The organism is Brevundimonas sp. UBA4553 (assembly GCF_002387245.1).
GTDB lineage: Bacteria > Pseudomonadota > Alphaproteobacteria > Caulobacterales > Caulobacteraceae > Brevundimonas.
Genome location: NZ_DGLD01000018.1, coordinates 62318 through 81152, shown reverse-complemented (window position 1 = coordinate 81152; position 18835 = coordinate 62318). Strand labels below are relative to the sequence as shown.

The following is an 18835-nucleotide window of genomic DNA, read 5'->3' as shown; positions in this document are numbered from 1 at the left end:
GTCATGAGCGATCTGACCAAGCTTACCCTCAAGGACGCCATCGAGGGCCTGAAGGCCAAGACCTTCTCGTCGGAAGAACTGACGCGCGCCTTCCTGACGACCATCGAAGCGTCGAATCCTACCCTGAACGCCTATATCGAAGTGACCGCGGACAAGGCGCTGGGACAGGCGCGCGCTTCTGACGCCAAACTGGCCAAGGGCGAGGGCGGCGACCTGGAAGGCGCGCCGCTGGGCATCAAGGACCTGTTCTGCACCGAGGGCGTGCAGACAACCGCAGGCTCCAACATGCTGCGCGGCTTCGTGCCGCCCTATGAGTCCACCGTCACCGCCAATCTGTGGCGCGAAGGCGCGGTCATGCTGGGCAAGCTCAACATGGACGAGTTCGCCATGGGCTCGGCCAACGAGACCTCGGCCTTTGGTCCGGTGAAAAACCCCTGGCGGGTCAGCGGGTCGAACGCCGCGTTGACGCCGGGCGGTTCGTCGGGCGGTTCGGCCTCGGCTGTGGCGTCTGATATGTGTCTGGCTGCAACGGCCTCGGACACTGGCGGCTCGATCCGCCAGCCCGCCGCCTTCACCGGCACGGTCGGCATCAAGCCCACCTATGGACGCGCCAGCCGCTTCGGCATGGTGGCCTTCGCCTCGTCGCTGGATCAGGCCGGCCCGATCACCAAGACGGTGACCGACGCCGCCATCCTGCTGAAGTCCATGTGCTCGTTCGACGCCAAGGACTCGACCAGCCTCGACATCCCGACGCCGGACTGGACCCAGTCGGTCGGCCAGTCGGTCAAGGGCCTGCGCATCGGCGTGCCGGCGGAATACCTGATCGACGGCATGTCCGAAGAGATCAAGGCGCTGTGGCAACAGGGCGTCGAGTGGCTGAAGGCCGCAGGCTGTGAGATCGTCGAGATCAGCCTGCCGCACACCAAGTACGCCCTGCCAGCCTATTATATCGTGGCCCCGGCCGAGGCCTCGTCGAATCTGGCACGCTATGACGGCATGCGCTTCGGTCACCGCGCCGAAGACTTCTCGTCGCTGGACGACCTCTACGCCGCATCGCGGGCCGAGGGCTTCGGCAAGGAGGTCCAGCGTCGCCTGACCATCGGCACCTATGTGCTGTCGGCCGGCTTCTATGACGCCTACTACGTCAAGGCGCTGAAGGTGCGTCGCCGCATCGCCGAGGACTTCGACAACGTCTGGGGCAAGGTGGACGCCATCCTGACCCCGTCGACCCCGACGGCGGCGTTCAAGCTGGGCGACAAGCAGATCGACCCGCTGACCATGTATCTGAACGACGTCTTCACGGTGACGACCAACCTGGCCGGTCTGCCGGGCATCTCGGTGCCCGCGGGTCTGAGCAGCGATGGTCTGCCGCTGGGCCTTCAGGTCATCGGCAAGGCCCTTGATGAGGCGACCGTCTTCCAGGTCGCGGCCGCACTGGAAGACTCCGCCGGTTTCGTCGCCAAACCGGCCAAGTGGTGGTGAGCATGTCTGAGAACAAAACAGTGATCAAAGGTCGCACCGGCGACTGGGAAATCGTCATGGGGCTGGAAATCCACGCCCAAGTTGCGTCGAACGCCAAGCTGTTCTCGGGCGCTGCTGTCGGTTTCGGCGCGGGTCCGAACGAGCAGGTGTCGCTGGTCGACGCCGGATTCCCTGGCATGCTGCCGACCCTGAACAGGCACTGTGTCGAGCAGGCGGTGAAGTCGGGTCTGGGCCTGAAGGCGCAGATCAATCTGAAGAGCCAGTTCGACCGCAAGAACTACTTCTATCCTGATCTGCCGACCGGCTATCAGATCAGCCAGTTGTATCACCCGATCGTGGGCGAGGGCGTGGTCGAGGTGGAGGCCGAGGACGGCAGCTTCTTCAACGTGGGCATCGAGCGCCTGCACCTGGAGCAGGACGCGGGCAAGCTCATCCACGACCTGTCGCCGACCGAGTCCTATGTCGACCTGAACCGGGCCGGCACGGCGCTGATGGAGATCGTCTCGCGTCCCGACATCCGTTCGCCTGAACAGGCGGTCGCCTACGTCAAGAAGATCCGGACCATCCTGATCTACCTGGGCACCTGCGACGGCGACATGGAGAAGGGCAACCTGCGCGCCGACGTCAACGTCTCGGTCTGCCGCGTCGGCAACTACGACAAGTTCAAGGAAACGGGCGACTTCGGCTTCCTGGGCACGCGTTGCGAGATCAAGAACGTCAACAGCTTCCGCTTCATCAGCCAGGCGATCAACTACGAGGCGCGCCGCCAGGTCGAGATTCTCGAGGACGGCGGTTCGATCACTCAGGAAACTCGCCTGTACGATCCGACGGCGGGCGAAACGCGCTCGATGCGTTCGAAGGAAGAGGCGATGGACTATCGCTATTTCCCCGACCCCGACCTGCTGCCGCTGGAAATCGAACAGGCCTGGATCGACGAGATCAAGGCCGATCTGCCGGAACTGCCGGACGAGAAGCGCCGTCGTCTGATGGCTGACTACGGTCTGTCGCAATACGACGCCGTGGTGCTGATCTCGGAACAGGCCAAGGCCGACTACTTCGAGGCCGCTGCGAAAGGACGCGACGCCAAGCTGGTGTCCAACTGGGTGACCAACGAGGTCTCTGCGCGCCTGGCTGCGGACGGCAAGGACTTCGGCGAGAACCCGCTGCCGGCGGCGCATGTCGCGCAACTGGTCGAGTTGATCGAGACCAACGTCATTTCGTCCAAGATCGCCAAGGAGGTCTTCGACTACGTCTGGAACGGCGAGGGTTCGCCCGCCGAGGTAGTCGAGAAGCACGGCCTGAAGCAGGTGACCGATACCGGCGCTATCGAGAAGGCGGTCGACGACATCATCGCCGCCAACCCGGACAAGGCGGCGGCGGTCGCCGAGAAGCCTCAGGCTCTCGGCTGGTTCGTCGGTCAGGTGATGAAGGCGACGGGCGGCAAGGCCAACCCAGCCGCCGTCAACGACATCCTGAAGGCCAAGCTGGGACTGTAAGGCTCAGGCCTCCATCCTGGCCCAATAGAAAAAGGCCCCGGAGATCGCTCTCCGGGGCCTCTTTTGTCCGGCGCTGACTACCAGTTCCAGGCGTCGCGGACGACTTCGATGATGTAGCCGTCGTATTCGTCGATCAGATAGATCGTGTTGTCGACGTAGACCCAGCGAGTGCCCGGAGGCGGGTAGCCGAGGCCGTAGGTCCGCCAGTCGTTGACCTGATAGCGCCAGAAGATGTCCGGCAGGTATTGGCCGACGTAGTACTGGCGGTTCCAATAGGTGCGCGGCACGCTGTAGTAGCCGTAGCCCGGCGCGAAATAGAAGCCGAGGCGTACGCCGTTCCAGCCTCGGAAGCGGCTGTCGTTACGCCACCAGTCGCTGCGATGGCTGCGGTTCCAGTCGCGCCGCCACTGATCGCGATTCCAGCGGTTGTGAAAATCGCGGTAGTCGCGGTCGTTGTTCCAGTTGGGACGATCGGGGCGATTGGGCCGACCAGGCTGATCCGGACGGCCGGGCCTGTTCCAATCCGGCCGGTTCGGACGTCCTGGCTGCTGTGACCCGGGACGGTCTGGCCGATTCCAGTCGGGGCGGTCAGGACGGTTGGGCTGATTGGGGCGATCAGGACGATCCGGACGGTTCGGCCGATCCGGCGTTCCGGGGCGATCGGGCCGGTCCGGCTGATCTGGTCGGTTCGGCCCCTGACCATTGGGGCGGTCAGGGCGGTCCGGTCGATTGGGGCGCTCGGGACGGTTCGGTCGCTCGGGGCGCGGCGTTTCTGGGCGACCCTGATCACCTGGGCGATCGGGACGATCAGGACGCGGTTGTCCGGCGCCGGGACGGCCTTCGCCGCCCGGACGCTGGGGGCGATCAGGGCGCGGCGTGTCGGGCCGGGTTTGCGGGCGGTCAGGCCGGGACGCGCGGGGTTCGTCACGGCGCTGCTGTGGTGATGCGGCCCGATCGCCGCGCGGGGCCTGACGCTGGGCGCGCGGCGAATCCTCGGCCTGCGCCTGTCGTTCCTGAGCCAGGGTGGCCACAGGGGCGAGCGCGGGCAGGGCGAAGCTGGCGATGGCGGTGAACACCATCAGAGAACGTTTCATGGTCGTCTTCCTCGCACGCCGATCCCGGCGGCTTGACCACCAATCTGACGTCGACGCCATGAACCACGGCTGAACGCGGATCGCTGGAAACGTGCAGCATTTCAAAATGAAACCCCGCAGAGCCGTGCTCTGCGGGGTGATTTCCGAGTCCTGACGGAACGCTCTAGTAGACGTCGTGCAGCACGCTGGCGATCAGGCCGGTGGCGACGGCGATCAGCAGGATGTCGTTATTGGCGTGGACGTAGCGATAGCCGCGCGGGGCCGGTCGCAGGTTGTAATAATAGGGGTCGTCCACGTAGTAGCCGCGATAGGCGGAGGGCAGATAGCCGCCCTGACGCCAACGATAGCCGTAATAGCGGGGATCGACGCGGTAGTAGCCGCGGCCGGGCGCATACCAGTAGCCGTTGCGGGCGCCGCGATAGTCGCGGAACTCAGGCCGGCCCCGCCACCAGTCGCGATTGTTGCGGTCCCAGCGTTCCACCCGGCGCTGATCCTGTCGCCAGTCCCGGCGGTCGTCGCGGCGGTCCTGACGCCACTCACGGCGGTCGTCACGTCGATCCTGGCGCCATTCGCGACGATCATCCCGGCGATCGTGGCGGTCATCGCGACGGTCCTGGCGATATTCGCGATGATCGCGGCTCTGCGCCTGGGTCGCCAGCGGCGCGGCCGTGGTGGTCAGCGCCAGGGCGACGATGGCGGCCTTGGTGAGGCGGTTCATCTCTACGTCTCCGTAGTCTGGGCGCCGAAGAAAGCTGCGGACGGCCCGTTGAAACAGGAGCGCAGGTTCGAGTTCGGCGCATGAACTCGTCCTGAACATGGATGTCAGGTTTGCGCCTTGTCTGTTCATCGGGCGCAGGCCATGTCTGGCGTCTGAACGCGAGTGGAAGGCGATGACGATGACCCAGCCGATCGAGCTCTGGTACTGGCCCACACCGAACGGGTGGAAGATCTCCATCGCGCTGGAGGAGATGGGTTTGCCCTATGTCGTCAGGCCGGTGAACATCGGGGCGGGCGAGCAGTTCGAGTCTGCGTTTCAAGCCATCAGCCCCAATGGCCGGATGCCCGCCATCGTTGATCCTGACGGTCCCGGCGGCGCCCCGCTGTCGATCTTCGAGTCCGGAGCCATCCTGCAATACCTGGGTCTGAAGTCGGGCCAGTTCTATCCTTCCGACCTGCGGGCGAGGGTCGAGGTCGATCAGTGGCTGTTCTGGCAGGTAGGCGGTCTGGGGCCGATGGCGGGCCAGACGCACCATTTCCGCCAGTACGCGCCCGCGATGATCAGGGACCAGCGTCAGATCGCCTATGGCGTGCAGCGCTACACCAACGAGACGCATCGGCTGTATGGCGTCCTGAACAGGAGGCTGGCGGATCGGGACTATGTCGCCGGGGACTACTCCATCGCCGACATGGCGATCTGGCCGTGGATCCTGCCGGCGCACCAGGGGCAGGATCTGGCCGAGTTTCCGCATCTGGCCGCCTGGATGGAGCGGGTCGGAGCGCGACCGGCGGTCAGAGCAGGCAGGGGCGTAGGTGAGCAATTGCGCGCCAATCTGGCCGCGTCCGGCCAGGCGGCCGAGGCGGCGCGGCGTGTTCTTTTCGGCCAGCGGGCGCGTTAACTCTAATTTCAAACCGGCGGTATTTGAATGCAGTTCGAACGGCACGGTCAGAATGACCAAGGCCTGGAGAACCGACATGACCGCGCACCAAACCGCGCCTGAGACCATCGAAACCGCAGCGCTGCCGCTGCCCACGATCGACATGGACGGGGACGCCCTGTTCCGGCTGGGTCTGGCCTATTCGGCCGGGCTGGACGGCTGCCCCGTCGATAGGGTTTCGGCCCATATGATCTTCAACCTGGCGTCCATGAAGGGATCGGTCGAGGCGCGCGAGTATCGCCGCGACCTGAGCCAGGAGATGGAGCACGACGAGATCGCCGAGGCCCAGCGCGCCGCACGCCGCTGGATCGACGCCGGTTCGAGCACGCTGGCCGCCTGATCTGGCTGCGGATGGCTGGACCAGGCGACGAGGTCGGGTTATGGACCCGGCCAAGACCCGTCGCCGAAGGATTCCTCCCATGCTCGCTCGCATCTATCGCCCGGCCAAGACCGCGATGCAGTCGGGCAAGGCCAAGACCCACGACTGGCGTCTGGAGTTCGAACCGGCTTCCGCCCGCACCCAAGACCCGCTGACCGGCTGGACCAGCACGACCGACATGAACGGTCAGGTGCGGTTGAACTTCGAAACCAAGGAAGAGGCCGTTGAGTACGCCGAGCGTCACGGCATCGCCTTCCGCCTGCACGAGCCGCAGGACGCGCCGCTGATCCTCAAGGCCTACGCCGACAACTTCGCCACCAACCGCAAGCAGTCCTGGACCCACTAGGTTCGGGCGACCGCTGCGGTCCAGGCCGAGGCGCCCTTAGCTCAACCGGATAGAGCACCCGCCTTCTAAGCGGTGGCAAGCTATTGAACTAGAACGGATCGACCCAACTGTTCCCGGTCGGTTCCGGCCAGCTAAGGCCTTGAAATGACTGGCGCGGTCGAGGCGAGTCCGACGGTCTGGTGCGCCTGTGCGACCGCCGGAGGACGGGCTGCCGCGATGTCACGCTGCACATATCCGTAAAGCTGGCTGCCCAACCAGGCAATCAGGCTGACTACAATGGTAGCCAGCATCCCGAGCGCCATGCGGATGCCCTTCTTGATGGCCTCCGTCTCGCCCTTCACGTCACTGATCGCGCCGCCAAGGGCCTCATAGCGCAAGGTGCACTCGCGCTCATGGCTCTCAATCTTGGCGTAAGCTCCGGCCACCGTCTGCTTCCCCGTCGTCACCCGGCGCCCTCCCAGTGGCATAAGCGTACCCCGACGGCGTTGTGTTCCTTCACGCCCCGGATCGTTTCATCAGTATCGCGGCTCGACCATGTGATCGGCTTGGCGATTGCGCAGAAGGTGTTGGCGCCCGCGACCGGGGCCTCAATCACGGCGGAACCCGTCAGACTGGCGCAACCGTTCAGGGTCAGCATCGCGCACAGCAGCATCAACGCGGGCGTCGTCGGCTTTCCGAATGGCGCGGTCTGCATCGGCTCGGTCTTTCGTGACTTGAGATTGGCGGCCGTCCTTGCGGCCCTCACGGAACAGCAGGACGGTGGCGAGGAAGGCGAGGGCGCCGAACGCCCCTCTGATCCCCAGCAGCCGCCATGCGACCGCCACCAGAGCGACGCCGGCGGCGAAAAGGACGATGAACGGGACGTTCTCGATCAGCCAGTTCATCGCGCCCACTCGCCAGTCTTGCCCTTCAGCCAGCTCAGGAACTGGCCCACCGTCTTGTCTTCCAGTATCGATCGGTTCGCCTTCGTCGCGGCTTCCCCTGCGATCAGATCCGCACGGGCTTCCACATCGGCGGCGATCACCGCCGCCGCCGTCACTGGTCCGAAGAAGTGCGCGGCATAGAGAGACGCCTTGTTAATCGGGATGCCGCGCTCGCGCAGATAGGTGACGTTCTTGGCCGTGAAGGTCTTGACGCGCTGCAACTGCTCTTCGGGCGACGGCTTCAGACCGCCGAACGCCGGGCGACGGATATACTCGCCCTTGGCGTCCTTGCCCCAGGCGCCGCCCTCACCAACCCAACTTTTGAGGATGAACTGATAGAGGCCGGAAGCCGTCGACGATTTGGCCTGTATGTAGGGTCTGTCGTCGCTCTCGATCTTCGACAGCATCGGCCAATAGTCAGCCGGGATCGCGAAAAGGTCCGCCGCCGTGATCGTCGGCGGTTTCAGGTCGTTCAGCTTGGCGACCGTATCGCGCCCGGCCCAGCCATCCACCGTCAGGCCAAAGCGTTCCTGAAATAGCCGAACGAAAGCGTCGTCTGAAATCACGCTCACGACGCATCGCCCTTCGTTCCCGCGCGAATGGCGGCCACCTGCGCCAGCATCTTCGTCATCTGTTCGGCCGACGGCGTGACCACGGTCAGGGTCGCCGCGAAGACGATCATCCAGGCAAGTGTCGAGACAACGAAGGCGGGTTTGTCGAAATAGATCGATAGGCCCAAGATCACCACGAGCACGCCGGTCAAACCGGCCAGATAGTTCAGACGGTTCGGCCATCGCGAGTGCTCGATTGCGGCTGCGGCGCCGATGATCAAATCTAGCTTTTGGGGACGCGCGGAGGTCATGCCGCATAATCGCGGTTGTTCCCACGACTGGAATGCACCGCTTGAAGCGACAAAGGGTTGCGCGGGAAGGTCAGGCCGCTAGGTTTGATTTATGAGCAAGAAAGACGATCCCGCCGCCCGGACGTGGCGGAACATTCAGGAAGCGTTTCGCAAGCACGGATGGAAAGAGGTAGCCCGTTCAGAGGATCGAGATCCTCATGGCGAACCCATGGATTCACATAAGCTGGCATCGCGCCCGGCGTCCTCGACGAGACACTGACACCATGCCCATCAGCGATGACGCTCTCGACTACAATCTTGATCAGGTGTCGATTCTCGGGCGCGCTCTGTACATCGGTGGCTGGGCGCGAGCTCTGTCCCCCCGCATCCTCTTGGACGGCAGAGATCTGCCGTTCATGACGGAAAGAGTCGTTAGGGCTGACGTCGCTTCTTTCTTCGACGAACCCGACGCAGCGACTTGGGGTTTTGTGCTGGTCGCCATGCTGCCCGAAGGAAGGATAGACCGCACTCGACTCACGGTTCAGTTGCGGATCGACGTGGTGCTGACCGATCCAGCTAGATTCATCATCGCTGGGGAAGACTATGCGGGCAAAGCCCTGATCGAGGGTTTCATCAGCAAGGTCCATGAGACCAAGGGGAGCCTGCTGGAACTCGGCAGTCGCGCCAGGAGCGGAAACTCCTATCGCGGCCTGTTCCCTGACGACATCGAATACACCGGGATCGACATCACCTCCGGCCCGAATGTTGATGTGGTCGGTGATGCCCACAGCATGTCGGACGTGATCGACAAGCGGTTCGACTACATTTTCTCGATCTCAGTTTTCGAGCACCTTTTGATGCCGTGGAAGGTGGCCATCGAAATGGGCAAGGTACTGAAGCCTGGCGGCCTGGCCTATATCCAGTCGCATTCGGCTTATCCTCTTCACGATGAGCCATGGGACTTCTGGCGATTTTCGAAGAACGCCTGGAGTGCGCTTTTTAACGCCCACACCGGGTTTGAAGTTGTCGATGCGCAGTACCGGTACCCGGCCTTCGTGGTCCCCAAACTCATCGGAGAAGCTGGCCATGAGGACGTCAGCACATCCATGAACCATCTGGTGAGCGCGTGCTTGGTCAGGAAGGTCGGCGAGCCGAAGGTCGAGTGGGCAGCCAACACGGCTGACGTTTACGACCTCGGCTATTCGCACGGGGAGCGTTAGGGGTTCAGGGCGGCCACTTTCGCTCGCAACGCCTTGACCTCTTCCCAGAGGAAAGGAAGCAGGTAGTCGGGTCGTATCATCATTTCGCCCCCATCGCCTTCGACGTAGCCGCCAAAGTCGCAGCCTAGGTCTTCGCCTATCTTGGCCCACTCGCTGGCGTCGAAGCCGAAGTGTTGACGCCGTCCAGGACGGCTTTCCTGCGCCTCAACGTCGACCTCCTTTTCCACCATGCGGGGAATGCGATAGGTCTGTTGAACCATGCGCTTGCGCTTTGCTGGAACCTCGACAACCTGATCTTCCTGACGGCCGTCAGCGCCGATAACTGGATTTCCCGCCTCGTCGAACTTCGGAGTCGTCATGCGGATCATGCGGGGCTGACCAGCATCATCTAGATCCAGTTCCCGGATCTCATGCATGACAGGATTACCCTGCTCGTCTAGCAGGGGCGCTTCGTCCCACAGAAGGTTTTCCTGCTTTACCATTTCGATACGGCGGGTCGCGATGCCGTCCACCACCTCAATCACCTCATGAGAGCCCCAGGCGATTTCGCTGGCCTGGACCAAACGCGGCTCACGCCGCACGACCGGCACTGTCCCCCCGACTTTGAACCGATAGGAATATCCGCTGACCCTTTCGAACACGGCGGAACGGGCTTCCTCAGACAGCCCCGTCATGCCGGTTTTCTGCATGGGATCGCTACTGACGGTCGGGTTGTTAGCCAGATAGATCGTGGTGAAGCGTTGTGATGCGCCCCCGACGGCCTTCTGGTTGTCCGTATTGGGGTAGATTGAGGCACCGACAAAAATGTCAGTGACACCGGTCTCGCCAAGGCGAAGGTTGTTGGAGGCGTCTAGCACTGCCAGCGACGCGTTGGTGTTGTCGGCGCGCTTGGCGCCGTAAGAGACCCCATTAGGCAGGCGCACGCCAAGTGCGGAATAGGTGCCGGAGAAATCCGCGCCATAGGCGTGATTGCCGAGATCGCGATAAGATGCGGTCGCGTTCGAATAGTCATCATAGGCCGCTTGCTTGGTTGAGCCAGGACCAACCATATAGCCGCGTTCGTAGATTGGCCCCATACCCGATCCCAGCAGGGCGTGCCCCGCAGTTACGGTATTGTTGCCCGGATTGCCGCCGTTGACGGTAACGCCATAGACGGAGGGAGCCGCGATTCCGGCCGCTCCGATGCCGGCGCCAAAGTCTGAGCCAGAGTGATTGTCGATGTCGAACTCGACGATGTTGACGAACTCAGGCGTGACACCTGTGTCGAGGTGCATTAACAAGTTCATCGTCCAGGCTTTGTAGCAGCCAGAACGCATATTGACCCCACCGTAGAGCAACACCTTGCCGCCCTCGTCTCCAGGGCCGCTTTCGCTCCCACCCCCGGTGCCGGGCGTGCCCTTAGAATAGTTGGCTCCCAGGGCGAAATCGAACTGGCGAACGCTGACGCTTTCGTTTGTGTCGTCAAACAATAGATGGAAATGACCTTTGGTTGGCCAACCGTTGCCGACCGGGTCGAACGTTATAAGTGGGCCACCAAGCAAATAGTTGACCGGCTGCAGGTTCGACAGGTTGGATAGCGCCTTGCCGTCCAAGACGGCCTGACCCGTCACCGACAGGTTTGAGAAATCAACATTCAGCTTCCCCGCGACGGCTTGGGCCGCGTCGATCACATCCTGTGGCGATATGGGGTCGGCACCCACTGGCTGGATGATCGCGCGGCGGATCAGGCGCATCAGGTCTTGCTGGCGCGCCGTCCCTTTGTTGCTGTCGGCATTGAGCGCAGGCATCGAGAGGGGGGCAGCCCTAGAGAACTGGCTTTCCCTGGCGCCAACGACTAATCGATCTACCGTCACCGTGCAGTTTTGCACTGGCGAGCCAAGTACGACCTGGCCCGAACCGTACGATCTCTCATACACACCGCCGACCGATGAAGATCACGCCTTGGTCTCTTGTCCGGACTGCGGGGCGGGAGTGTTCGTCGATGACGCATCTTTCCGTCGTGACGCCGCCGCCCGCCAAGCCCTCTCCGCAGCACCTGGGGAGGCGGGGGAATGAGCAAGCTGATTTGGCGTCTTCGATACACCTTCCTGCTGTTGCGCTCTCCATACGTCATCACGCCGCTTGAGGCTTGGTCGATGTCGGCTGGGTCGTGGGAAGCGAACGACGACACGCGCGGGTCAGATCCAATGCCGACACCAGCGGACGCCCTCTACGAAGACCAATATTACTGGAGCGAGAACTGATGACCGCCCCGATGCCTGAGACCATGAGCCCGCGCGAGAAGGTGGAACTGAAGCCGTGTCCGTTCTGTGGTTCGCAGCCCGAGCGACACCCATCCGGCGACGGAACGGGCACGATGATCGAGTGCATCGCGCCAGACTGCCCCAACCCGCACGTTTCCTATTACGGAGATGGCGAGGCTGAGGCCCGATGGAACCGCCGCGCAGCCCTCGCCTCATCCGGCGATCATGCGGAACTGGCGCGCTGGATCGACGACTATGAGCGGGACGCGGCCATTGATGCAGAGGATGACGGCGACCTGTCCCACGTCGATGACGGCCTACGCGAGTTTCCAATGCGGGGGGTCAAAGCCCTCATCGCAGAGGTCGCGGCGCTGCGGGGTGAGCGTGATCGTCTGGCGAAAGAGTTGCACGACGAAGTGAGGGCTTGTGTCATCGCCTCGAAATCCGACCGATTAACAAGGTAGTGGTTGGGGTGGTGCGTTTCGCTGGACTGGAAGTCATCAGCCATGCGCTGACAAATGGCCCGCAGCTTCTCAGCCTCTGGCGCGGGCGGGGTGATTGGTGATGGCTGCCAGAACGGTTCCGATCGGGGGTTAGCCAAGTTCAGAGCGTTCATGCTGCGGTCGCCAAGTTCCGCCCCTATCGGGTAGTTGATATGGACACCGCGTCGGGGCTTTCCATCGAAGCAGTTCATCCCGATGTCGCCCGCGTCGATCCGATACCGAAGACCATCGACGTAGAGCTCGATGAAAGCAGTCTTGGTCGGCTTCCATCCGTATTCGCCGTATCGCTCTGACGGCGGACATCCGACGAACTCAACCTGCACCATGCCCGCGGGGCAATCCTTGCCGTAGTAGGTCGCACCGTCGTTCACCGGCTGCACTTCCTCGCGGGCTTGGGGTTTCGACAGGGCCTCAATCACCTCTCGGATTTCGTTGTGCCGAATGGTCGAATTTGTCCCCTTAACCAGGGCGTCTCGGAGCTATGCAGCCGAGCAATCCGTCAACGCCACCGAAGCAGAGCGCAAGCTGGCTGACGAGCGCCTGAACTACGAAGGCGCCCTGTCGGACATAGACAGCCTGCTCACTGTCCTGATCCGACGCATCAATGGAGAGAAGGACTTAGCGTCTGCCGCCGAATGGGTGCGACTGAACTATCCGCTCGCCGCTGAAAAAATCATCAGCAAGGAGGCCGAACGTGGGTGAGGTCGTAGAGGATGCTGGCTGGGATTGGTGCCCGCCAGGAGAACCGATAACCGGCAAGACTTATCGTGCGGATGGGTGGGTCTACCGCGATCTTCCTCGCATGGCGCCGGAGCAGCTAGACCAGTTGGTGGCAATAATTGGAGACGATAACATCGTCTGGCTGTCTAAGGCCGATTATGGGTCGTCTAAGCGCGGCCAGCTTCTGATTTCTCCGGCGGGAATGCAAAGTCTCTCGGCCCATAACGGGGCGCGCCAATGACTGACCCTATGGAACTGGTGAAGCGGCTGGAGGGTCGCGCTCAATATGCTGTCGCTGATCCGCTTGTGTCCGAAGCCGCCGCCTGCATCCGCGAGTTGGTGGAGCGCCAGACAAAACTTGCCGACGCAGCCCGAGCCTATTTCGTCGGTTGGATGATGGATGAAGCTGACGACAGCGGCCCCATCTTCACAGGATGCTCTACGGAACAGCATCTCGCCGCAAAGCGCCTCGGAGACGCCCTCCCTCCAGCACCAGGAACGAAACCATGAGCGGCGTTCCTCCTGACCTCCCGCCGCGGTTGACGACTACTGAGGTCTGCGCGCTCGGACGCATCTCGGTTCGCACCTTCGCCCGCCGGCGCCGGGAAGGGCGATATTTGCTCGAGCCGTGCGATCGCGGTTCCGAAAACCTGTGGCGCCTCGCGGATGTTCTGCGCGCGCTTGATCTGGTCCAATCTCAACCGGCGCCCGTAGTGGCCGCCCCACCAAAGGTCGATCCCGATGCCATCCGTGCAGCAAGAGCTGGGCAAGTACGTCAGCGTCCGGGTCCGCAAGGACGGGACAGCGCGCGTCCTGTTCGAGGTGCCCGCACGACTCCGGCCCTCACACTGGCCTTCGACGCGTCCGCTCCCGATTGAGGGCAGGCGGGGGGACCTGACAGATGCTGCCGAGGTGGCGCGGATCCAGGCTGACGCCAGACGCCTCTACGCTGAGCTGATGGCGGCACGTGACGGCGCACCGAAAGTCGATCCGAACGCTCGCACCTTCAGCACGCTCATCACAGCTTGGCAGAATTCTCAGTCGTGGAAGGACAACAAGCCACGGACGAACAAGGGTTACGAAGAGTGTCTGCGCGAGATCAAGGCATGGGAGACGGCGAGCAATCCTGACCCCACGCACCTGACGGTGCCGGACATTGAAGCGTTTATCGGCATCTACGATGACCGGCCGACAACCCGCTATCACGTCCGCAAGGTCCTGCGCATGGTCATGGCGCAGGCCGTCCGTCTGAAGTGGCGCACCGACAATCCTGTCGACGAGGTGAAGGTCGCCATGCCGAAGTCGCGGGTGACGATCTGGGAGCAGGCCGACGTCGACACATACGTCTGGGCGGCGCTCGCCGCGGGCAATCCCGACCTCGCAGCGATCATCCTCACCGAGTGGGAGATCGGGCAGCGCCTGACCGATGTGGTGCTGTTTCGGCGCGGCGGCGAATACCTGCCCAAGGAGGGCGTATTCAGCTTCGATCAGAGCAAGACAGCCCAGCCGGTCGCCATACCCGTCAGCAACCGCCTGAGGGCCATCCTCGCCATGATTGAGCGGCCGGGCTCACTCTATCTCTTCCACGACACCACGGCGGCGCGCAGCACGGCGTCCCTGGTGCTCGACCTGCTGTTCGAGGGGCAGCGCGTCGGGGCCATTCCTAGCGCTGTTCAGATGGGCAAGACGCTCGGCATCAGCGATGTTGCCGTGGGCAAGGCCCTGAGAAAGCTGCGCGTGCAAGGATGTGTGGCGACCGTCGACGGAACAATGATGCTGAAGCGTCCGAACTGGGATGACGGGGCCAAGCCGTTCGCCAATGTCGAGCGCCTGTCCCATGTCTTTGGTGATGTCCGAACCCGCTTCGTTCTGCCAGCCGGAGGGCGTCACCTGGTGCTGCGCGCCATCCGCCATAGCTGCGTCGTGCAGCTAGCTCGCCACGGCGCTGAGGTGCCGGAGATCGTCAGCGTGACCGGCCACAGTCTGTCCAGCGCGAACGAAATCCTGAAGGTCTATATGCCGCGCGACAGCCGCGTGGCGATGAACGCTCAGAGGAAACGGGGGCTGGTCGCGTGAGAACATCACGCGCACAGAGTCTGACGGACCGATCTAACGGGAGTCAGACGGTCGGCATTCGTTCTCTTGCCCGACGATCCGAAACCCCTTACGGAGCAACGCTTTCCGGCTCAATGCGCCCTTAGCTCAACCGGATAGAGCACCCGCCTTCTAAGCGGGATGTTGCAGGTTCGAGTCCTGCAGGGCGCGCCAGGCTTTCAGACCCTTTTCGAGATCCGCGATCAGATCCGCGGGGTCTTCCAGCCCCACATGCAGGCGCAGCAGTTGACCGGCCAGGCTCGGGGCATGCTGGCGCCAGGCCAGTTGCGGGGTTTCGTGCGTGATCAGGCTTTCGAAGCCGCCCCAGGAATAGCCCATGCCGAACAGGCTGAGGGCGCCCATCAGGGCGTGGGCCGAAGATCTGTCGCCCCCCTTCATGACGACGCCCATGAGGGCCGCGCCTCCTGCATAGTCGCGCCGCCACAGGTCGTGGCCGACCGAGCTGGGCAGGGGCGGGAAGAGGACGCGCTCGACCTCCGGCTGAGTCTGCAGCCATTCGGCGACCTGAAGCGCGGATTTGAGCGCCTCATTGTATCGCAGCGGCAGGGTGCGCAGGCCGCGCAGGGCCAGCCAGGCGTCGTCGGGCGAGACGTGCCATCCCATGTCTTCGATGGCGTGCAGGACGGCGCGAGCGATCTCCGTGTCCTGGACGGCTATGGCGCCCATCAGCAGATCGGAGTGGCCAGCCGCATATTTGGTCACGGCCTGGACGCTGACATCGACGCCATGTCCGAGCGGGCGGAAGGCCAGGCCTGCGGCCCAGGTGTTGTCCATCACCGTCAGCACGCCTCGCGCCCGACAGGCGGCCGTCAAGGCGGGGACGTCGACGATCTCGAAGGTCAGCGAGGAGGGCGATTCGATCAGCAACAGCCGCGTCCGTTCGCTAAAAAGCGACAGGATGTCGGTCGTCGAGGCGTCCGCTGGATGGAAGCGCGTCGCAATCCCGCGGGCAGCCAGGTGGCGGGTCAGGAAGCGGCGGGTGGGCCCGTAGACGGCGTCGCTGGTCACAACCTCGTCGCCCGGGCGCAGGAGAGCGAGCAGAGGCACAGTGACCGCGGCGAGCCCGGAGGGGACCAGGAAGGCCTCGCTGGCGCCTTCCAGATCAGCCAGGGCTGCGCGCAGCTCGCGGGCGGCGCCGGTCCCGTCCAGACCGTAAACCGGGCCAGGCGTCGAATCCTGCATCGAGGCCGGATCGTCGCTGAGCATGGTGGAGGCGCGTTCGACCGGGGGATTGACCGGCCGCCGTCCCTGGCCGCGGCGCGTGGCGGAGGCGATCAGGCGGGTGCGGTCGGAAAGGCGAGGCATATGGGCTCCGGCGGGTTGCGGTTCTGAGCCTAGAGGGCTCTAAAGAAGGCGGGGGCGCAAGCTGGCGAGGGTGACGGAATGCGGGCGGCGAAGATCTTGACGGGAATATCGCTGGCGCTGCTGCTGGCGACAGCCGCCTGCCAGCGGCAGGCCGAGACCGATCACGCCGAGACGCCGCCGACCCCGCGCCCGACCACGACCGTCATGCCGCCGGACGTCGCCAGTCCGACATTGGCGGCGATCAAGCTGCGCGGACACCTCAAATGCGGGGTCAATCAGGGCCTGGTGGGTTTCGCCTTCACGGACAATCGCGGCGCGTGGCGAGGCTTTGACGTCGACTTCTGTCGCGCGACGGCGGCAGCGATCTTTGGCGACCCGGATGCGGTGCGGTTCGTGCCGCTGACGGCGGAACTAAGGTTCGAGGCCCTTCGTGACGGGCGGGTGGATGTCCTGTGGCGCAACACGTCCTGGACCATGAGCCGCGACGCAGGTGGTGACCTGAGCTTTGCGGGCATCAACTACTATGACGGTCAGGGCTTCCTGGTTCGCCGCGCCCTGAACCTGAACAGCGCCTCGGAACTGAACGGCGCGCGGATTTGCGTTCAGTCGGGTTCGACGACCGAACTGAACGTCGAAGACTATTTCCGCACACGCGGGATCGAGTTCCGACCGGTCGTCGTGAAGACAGAAGAAGAAGCGCGACAGGCCTACGCACGCGAGGCGTGCGACGCCTTTACGGCGGATATCTCGGCGCTGGCGGCGGCGCGGACGACCCTGCCGAACCCTCAGCAGCACGCCATACTGCCCGACGTCATCTCCAAGGAGCCGCTGGGCCCCGTCGTGCGTCGCGGGGATGATCAGTGGACGGCGGTGATCCGCTGGACCCTGAATGCGCTGATCCTCGGCGAGGAACTGGGCGTGACCAAGGGCAATGTGGCCGGGTTGCAGCGGGACAGTCAGGACTCACGCATCCGTCGACTGCTCGGCGAGGAGGGGGAATTCGGGCCGTCGCTGGGCCTGTCCCGCACATGGGCGCGAGACGCGATCGCGGCGGGCGGAAACTATGGCGAGATTTTCGAGCGGAACCTTGGCCAGCAATCGGCGCTGAATCTGGCCAGGGGGCTGAACGCGCAATGGAGCGCCCGGCCGGGCGGCCTGATCTACGGGCTGCCTGTTCGGTAACGGCGCCGACGGCGTATGGGGGACCGATGACCGTAACGACCAGGAAGAAGCTGCCGCTTCATGTGCTGATGCTGATCGGCTTTGTGGTGGGGCTGCTAGGCGGTCTCGCCGTCAATCTGACGATCGGCGGCGACACGGGCTGGGTCCAGTGGATCACCACCAATATCACCGGGCCGGCGGGTCAGATTTTCCTGCGGCTGCTGTTCATGTTGGTGCTGCCCCTGCTGTTCTCGGCGCTGGTGGTCGGCGTGGCCGAGATGGGCGACCTGAAGACCCTGGGGCGGGCGGGAACCAAGAGCCTGCTGTTCACGGTGTTCATCTCCGCCATCGCCGTGCTGATCGGCCTGGTCATGGTCAATGTCTTCCGACCTGGCGACGGCGTGGATCCCGCGCTGGCCCAGCAACTGCTGGAGCAGGGGCGGAGCGGCGCGGCCGCCATCGTCGGCAGCGCGCCGGATTCGGTGCGGGCGGGCGACTTCTTCCTCGATCTGGTGCCGTCCAACGTCTTCACGGCGGCGGCGCAGAACGAAATCCTGCCGGTCATGGTCTTCGCGCTGATGTTCGGCATCGGGCTGGTGCTGGCCAAGAGCCCCGTCACAGATAGCCTGCAGAAGACCATTGAGGGGGTGTTCGAGGTGATGATGAAGCTCATCAACCTGGTCATTCGCCTGGCGCCGATCGCCATCGCCTGTCTGATGTTCAATCTTGCGGCGTTGTTCGGCTGGGACCTGCTGGTGCGCTTGGCCGCCTTTGTCGCGGTCGCCGTGGGGGCGATGGCGATCCACATGTTCGTCGTCTATCCGATCTGCATCGCGACGCTGGGAGGAATGTCGCCGTTGAAGTTCTTCCGCGATATCCGCGAGGCCATGGTGGTGTCCTTCTCCACCGCCTCGTCCAACGCCAGCCTGCCGGTGTCGCTGCGCGTCGCCGAGCAGAACCTGGGCCTGCCGCGCAAGATCGCCCGTTTCGTCCTGACGGTCGGGGCCACGGCGAATCAGAACGGCACGGCCCTTTTCGAGGGCGTGACGGTGCTGTTCCTGGCGCAGTTCTTTGGCATCGACCTGAGCCTGGGGCAGCAATTCATCGTCATGCTGGTCTGCATCCTGGGCGGGGTCGGCACGGCGGGGGTGCCGGCGGGCAGCCTGCCGGTCATCGCCATGATTCTGGCCATGGTGGGCGTGCCGCCGGAAGGGATTGGCCTGATCCTGGGCGTCGACCGCTTCCTGGATATGTGCCGCACCACGCTGAACGTGACCGGCGATCTGGTCGTCGCCACCGTGGTGTCGCGCGGCGAGGAAGAGAAGGACGCGGAGATTCCGGCGACGGCCTGA

General features: G+C 63.7%; 21 protein-coding genes and 1 tRNA gene. 14 read left to right on the top strand and 8 right to left on the bottom strand.

The genetic code is table 11. The features are described 5' to 3' along the window. Positions 1 to 3 precede the first annotated feature (3 nt). Both gatA and gatB read left to right on the top strand, forming a co-directional pair. The gene (gene gatA, locus B4A39_RS12185) at positions 4 to 1482 is read left to right on the top strand and encodes an Asp-tRNA(Asn)/Glu-tRNA(Gln) amidotransferase subunit GatA (RefSeq protein ID WP_292036794.1); all 1479 of its coding nucleotides are present in this window, start codon (positions 4 to 6) and stop codon (positions 1480 to 1482) included. Between the two features lie 2 nt (positions 1483 to 1484). After that, positions 1485 to 2978, top strand: coding sequence for an Asp-tRNA(Asn)/Glu-tRNA(Gln) amidotransferase subunit GatB (gene gatB, locus B4A39_RS12180; protein WP_292036792.1), 1494 nt, complete (start codon positions 1485 to 1487; stop codon positions 2976 to 2978). A gap of 77 nt (positions 2979 to 3055) precedes the next feature. On the opposite strand, the gene B4A39_RS12175 is transcribed toward gatB, so the two are convergent. Both B4A39_RS12175 and B4A39_RS12170 read right to left on the bottom strand, forming a co-directional pair. Beyond that, positions 3056 to 4072, bottom strand: coding sequence for an RcnB family protein (locus B4A39_RS12175; protein WP_292036791.1), 1017 nt, complete (start codon positions 4070 to 4072; stop codon positions 3056 to 3058). 163 nt (positions 4073 to 4235) lie between these two features. Then, complete coding sequence (locus B4A39_RS12170) at positions 4236 to 4790, bottom strand: RcnB family protein (RefSeq protein WP_292036789.1); 555 nt, start codon at positions 4788 to 4790, stop codon at positions 4236 to 4238. Between the two features lie 178 nt (positions 4791 to 4968). On the opposite strand from B4A39_RS12170, the gene B4A39_RS12165 reads away from it, so the two are divergent. From B4A39_RS12165 to B4A39_RS12155, 3 genes are all read left to right on the top strand, one after another. Beyond that, positions 4969 to 5688, top strand: coding sequence for a glutathione S-transferase N-terminal domain-containing protein (locus B4A39_RS12165; protein ID WP_292036787.1), 720 nt, complete (start codon positions 4969 to 4971; stop codon positions 5686 to 5688). Between the two features lie 76 nt (positions 5689 to 5764). Next, positions 5765 to 6067: a sel1 repeat family protein gene (locus B4A39_RS12160; protein ID WP_292036785.1), complete on the top strand. Its 303-nt coding sequence runs from the start codon at positions 5765 to 5767 to the stop codon at positions 6065 to 6067. A gap of 79 nt (positions 6068 to 6146) precedes the next feature. Further along, positions 6147 to 6452, top strand: coding sequence for an ETC complex I subunit (locus tag B4A39_RS12155; RefSeq protein ID WP_292036783.1), 306 nt, complete (start codon positions 6147 to 6149; stop codon positions 6450 to 6452). Between the two features lie 131 nt (positions 6453 to 6583). On the opposite strand, the gene B4A39_RS12150 is transcribed toward B4A39_RS12155, so the two are convergent. The 4 genes from B4A39_RS12150 to B4A39_RS12135 form a co-directional block, all read right to left on the bottom strand. After that, entirely contained in the window at positions 6584 to 6898 is a 315-nt protein-coding gene (locus B4A39_RS12150; protein WP_292036781.1) for a hypothetical protein, read from the bottom strand. A 141-nt stretch (positions 6899 to 7039) separates the two neighbouring features. Continuing rightward, on the bottom strand, positions 7040 to 7336 hold the full coding sequence (locus tag B4A39_RS12145; protein WP_292036780.1) for a hypothetical protein: 297 nt from the start codon (positions 7334 to 7336) through the stop codon (positions 7040 to 7042). Beyond that, positions 7333 to 7947 (bottom strand): peptidoglycan-binding domain-containing protein, encoded by a 615-nt coding sequence (locus B4A39_RS12140; protein ID WP_292036779.1) that lies wholly within the window; start codon positions 7945 to 7947, stop codon positions 7333 to 7335. The genes B4A39_RS12145 and B4A39_RS12140 overlap by 4 nt, the downstream gene beginning before the upstream one ends. Continuing rightward, complete coding sequence (locus tag B4A39_RS12135) at positions 7944 to 8207, bottom strand: hypothetical protein (RefSeq protein WP_292036778.1); 264 nt, start codon at positions 8205 to 8207, stop codon at positions 7944 to 7946. The genes B4A39_RS12140 and B4A39_RS12135 overlap by 4 nt, the downstream gene beginning before the upstream one ends. A gap of 293 nt (positions 8208 to 8500) precedes the next feature. Here B4A39_RS12135 and B4A39_RS12130 point away from each other — a divergent pair, with 293 nt between their 5' ends. Beyond that, positions 8501 to 9436, top strand: a complete 936-nt coding sequence (locus B4A39_RS12130; RefSeq protein ID WP_292036775.1) for a methyltransferase domain-containing protein — start codon at positions 8501 to 8503, stop codon at positions 9434 to 9436. Here B4A39_RS12130 and B4A39_RS12125 read toward each other — a convergent pair. Further along, positions 9433 to 11223, bottom strand: a complete 1791-nt coding sequence (locus B4A39_RS12125) for a hypothetical protein (protein ID WP_292036774.1) — start codon at positions 11221 to 11223, stop codon at positions 9433 to 9435. The two genes, B4A39_RS12130 and B4A39_RS12125, sit on opposite strands and share 4 nt — an antisense overlap. A 264-nt stretch (positions 11224 to 11487) precedes the next feature. Here B4A39_RS12125 and B4A39_RS12120 point away from each other — a divergent pair, with 264 nt between their 5' ends. The 6 genes from B4A39_RS12120 (at position 11488) to B4A39_RS12095 (ending at position 15170) form a co-directional block, all read left to right on the top strand. Next, positions 11488 to 11679 (top strand): hypothetical protein, encoded by a 192-nt coding sequence (locus B4A39_RS12120; RefSeq protein ID WP_292036773.1) that lies wholly within the window; start codon positions 11488 to 11490, stop codon positions 11677 to 11679. Next, positions 11679 to 12143 carry a Lar family restriction alleviation protein gene (locus tag B4A39_RS12115; protein WP_292036772.1) on the top strand — a complete coding sequence of 155 codons (465 nt, stop codon included), beginning with the start codon at positions 11679 to 11681 and terminating at the stop codon, positions 12141 to 12143. Before B4A39_RS12120 ends, B4A39_RS12115 begins: the two co-directional genes overlap by 1 nt. Positions 12144 to 12623: 480 nt before the next feature. Next, positions 12624 to 12884 (top strand): hypothetical protein, encoded by a 261-nt coding sequence (locus tag B4A39_RS12110; RefSeq protein ID WP_292036770.1) that lies wholly within the window; start codon positions 12624 to 12626, stop codon positions 12882 to 12884. Positions 12885 to 13151: 267 nt separating this feature from the next. Beyond that, positions 13152 to 13412, top strand: a complete 261-nt coding sequence (locus B4A39_RS12105; RefSeq protein ID WP_292036769.1) for a hypothetical protein — start codon at positions 13152 to 13154, stop codon at positions 13410 to 13412. 240 nt (positions 13413 to 13652) lie between these two features. Next, on the top strand, positions 13653 to 14978 hold the full coding sequence (locus B4A39_RS12100; RefSeq protein ID WP_292036768.1) for a hypothetical protein: 1326 nt from the start codon (positions 13653 to 13655) through the stop codon (positions 14976 to 14978). Between the two features lie 115 nt (positions 14979 to 15093). Beyond that, positions 15094 to 15170, top strand: a tRNA-Arg gene (locus tag B4A39_RS12095). Here B4A39_RS12095 and metC read toward each other — a convergent pair. Next, positions 15129 to 16322, bottom strand: coding sequence for a cystathionine beta-lyase (gene metC, locus B4A39_RS12090; RefSeq protein WP_292036841.1), 1194 nt, complete (start codon positions 16320 to 16322; stop codon positions 15129 to 15131). The genes B4A39_RS12095 and metC overlap by 42 nt on opposite strands. 96 nt (positions 16323 to 16418) lie before the next feature. Here metC and B4A39_RS12085 point away from each other — a divergent pair, with 96 nt between their 5' ends. Together B4A39_RS12085 and B4A39_RS12080 are read left to right on the top strand one after the other, a co-directional pair. Next, the gene (locus B4A39_RS12085) at positions 16419 to 17504 is read left to right on the top strand and encodes an amino acid ABC transporter substrate-binding protein (RefSeq protein ID WP_292036767.1); all 1086 of its coding nucleotides are present in this window, start codon (positions 16419 to 16421) and stop codon (positions 17502 to 17504) included. 26 nt (positions 17505 to 17530) lie between these two features. Beyond that, positions 17531 to 18835 (top strand): dicarboxylate/amino acid:cation symporter, encoded by a 1305-nt coding sequence (locus B4A39_RS12080; RefSeq protein WP_292036766.1) that lies wholly within the window; start codon positions 17531 to 17533, stop codon positions 18833 to 18835.

Excerpts from the sequence above, each read along its gene's own strand:
- gatA (WP_292036794.1), top strand. The coding sequence starts at position 4 with ATGAGCGATCTGACCAAGCTTACCCTCAAGGACGCCATCGAGGGCCTG.
- gatB (WP_292036792.1), top strand. The coding sequence starts at position 1,485 with ATGTCTGAGAACAAAACAGTGATCAAAGGTCGCACCGGCGACTGGGAA.
- B4A39_RS12175 (WP_292036791.1), bottom strand. The coding sequence starts at position 4,072 with ATGAAACGTTCTCTGATGGTGTTCACCGCCATCGCCAGCTTCGCCCTG.
- B4A39_RS12170 (WP_292036789.1), bottom strand. The coding sequence starts at position 4,790 with ATGAACCGCCTCACCAAGGCCGCCATCGTCGCCCTGGCGCTGACCACC.
- B4A39_RS12165 (WP_292036787.1), top strand. The coding sequence starts at position 4,969 with ATGACCCAGCCGATCGAGCTCTGGTACTGGCCCACACCGAACGGGTGG.
- B4A39_RS12160 (WP_292036785.1), top strand. The coding sequence starts at position 5,765 with ATGACCGCGCACCAAACCGCGCCTGAGACCATCGAAACCGCAGCGCTG.
- B4A39_RS12155 (WP_292036783.1), top strand. The coding sequence starts at position 6,147 with ATGCTCGCTCGCATCTATCGCCCGGCCAAGACCGCGATGCAGTCGGGC.
- B4A39_RS12145 (WP_292036780.1), bottom strand. The coding sequence starts at position 7,336 with ATGAACTGGCTGATCGAGAACGTCCCGTTCATCGTCCTTTTCGCCGCC.
- B4A39_RS12130 (WP_292036775.1), top strand. The coding sequence starts at position 8,501 with ATGCCCATCAGCGATGACGCTCTCGACTACAATCTTGATCAGGTGTCG.
- B4A39_RS12125 (WP_292036774.1), bottom strand. The coding sequence starts at position 11,223 with ATGCCTGCGCTCAATGCCGACAGCAACAAAGGGACGGCGCGCCAGCAA.
- B4A39_RS12120 (WP_292036773.1), top strand. The coding sequence starts at position 11,488 with ATGAGCAAGCTGATTTGGCGTCTTCGATACACCTTCCTGCTGTTGCGC.
- B4A39_RS12115 (WP_292036772.1), top strand. The coding sequence starts at position 11,679 with ATGACCGCCCCGATGCCTGAGACCATGAGCCCGCGCGAGAAGGTGGAA.
- B4A39_RS12110 (WP_292036770.1), top strand. The coding sequence starts at position 12,624 with ATGGTCGAATTTGTCCCCTTAACCAGGGCGTCTCGGAGCTATGCAGCC.
- B4A39_RS12105 (WP_292036769.1), top strand. The coding sequence starts at position 13,152 with ATGGAACTGGTGAAGCGGCTGGAGGGTCGCGCTCAATATGCTGTCGCT.
- metC (WP_292036841.1), bottom strand. The coding sequence starts at position 16,322 with ATGCCTCGCCTTTCCGACCGCACCCGCCTGATCGCCTCCGCCACGCGC.
- B4A39_RS12080 (WP_292036766.1), top strand. The coding sequence starts at position 17,531 with ATGACCGTAACGACCAGGAAGAAGCTGCCGCTTCATGTGCTGATGCTG.